At 54.0% G+C, this 1,202-nt stretch carries 1 protein-coding gene; it reads left to right on the plus strand.

Annotation, left to right across the window (positions count from 1 at the left end; all coding sequences use genetic code 11):
• Positions 1-85 precede the first annotated feature (85 nt).
• A partial coding sequence (locus EYQ95_RS26160; RefSeq protein WP_132332156.1) for a hypothetical protein occupies positions 86-1,202 on the plus strand: 1,117 nt, incomplete at its 3' end.

A 1,202-nucleotide genomic window follows, 5' to 3' on the forward strand; every position in this document is an offset into this window, starting at 1 on the left:
ACATTGCCCCGCTGCCGCGGCAGGCAATCCTCGATACGCGCGAATTGCGCAGGCGTAAGTTCCATGCGCAGTATGTTAGCACGTAGTGTTAACAGGCCCTAGTGACCTGCTAAAGAAGAAGCAGCTTCAAGAGGTCAAGCAGCGCCCCGAAAGCTACGTTAAGCATCTGCTCGACTTGATGGAGCAGATTGGGCAAGGCGACATCAGCCGTGAGCCACAGCTGGAGGAAATGATCGCCACTAGATTTGGCGAGGTTTTTGAAGTTGTCGAGATCGAGAAGGCCGGTGGCGTAAAGGAGAAACAGATCAGGTCTAAGCCCGGCCACAGTTTCGATGTGGCGGCTGCTGCGGAGTCACTTGAGAAGACCGCGAAGCGCAGCGTCAGCCTCCGTCGGAGCGCGTTGATCTCTCTAATTAGTGCTTGCGAGTGGTTCTCGTCGCAGTTGCTGCATCTCTTCTTTGACCGCCACCCTGAAGCGGCCGGGCTCGGGGATAAGACGCTTAGTTACGAGGAACTTGCCAAGTTTGGAAGTGTCGACGACGCGCGCCAGTGGCTAATCGCGAATAAGATTGAGGAGATTCTGCGTGGCAGCTTTATCGATTGGATAAAGTTCTTCAGCGAACGCCTCAGGATCGATAAATCCGTCCTTGAAGAACATATCCCCTACTGCCACGAGGCCTGCTTAAGGCGAAACCTCCTTGTTCACAATGGCGGGGTTGTGAATGCAATTTATTTGAAGCGCGTACCCCAAGACCTTTTGGAAGGGATCAGCGAAGGCCAAGTGGTGTCCGTCGAAGAGTCCTACTATGAGGACCGCCTTGATCGCTTCGAAGTTGTCTTTTCTCTTATTGCGTTAGAGATATGGCGTAAGTTCGACAAAGGGTCAGACCTTCGCCTCAGCATTGGAATTCAACTGGGTTTCGACGCGCTAAAATCGAAGCGATGGACAGTTGCACGCGCGATCAGCAAGTACATATCGAGCCAGAAGGGGCCTGAATCCGAACAGGTGATGGCACTTGTCAACTACTGGCAGTCGTTCAAGTGGGCTGGAGAGTTTGCGAAAGTCGAAGCAGAAGTTATTGCGTGGGATGTTTCTGCGAAAGGCATGGAGTACCAGATGGCTAGGGAAGGTCTGAACAACCCGCTCTGCCGCCCGGATTGCGGCATCGTGGCGCCGGCCTGGCGTCGCTTTCGAGCCGGAT

This window comes from Lysobacter sp. N42, assembly GCF_004344885.1.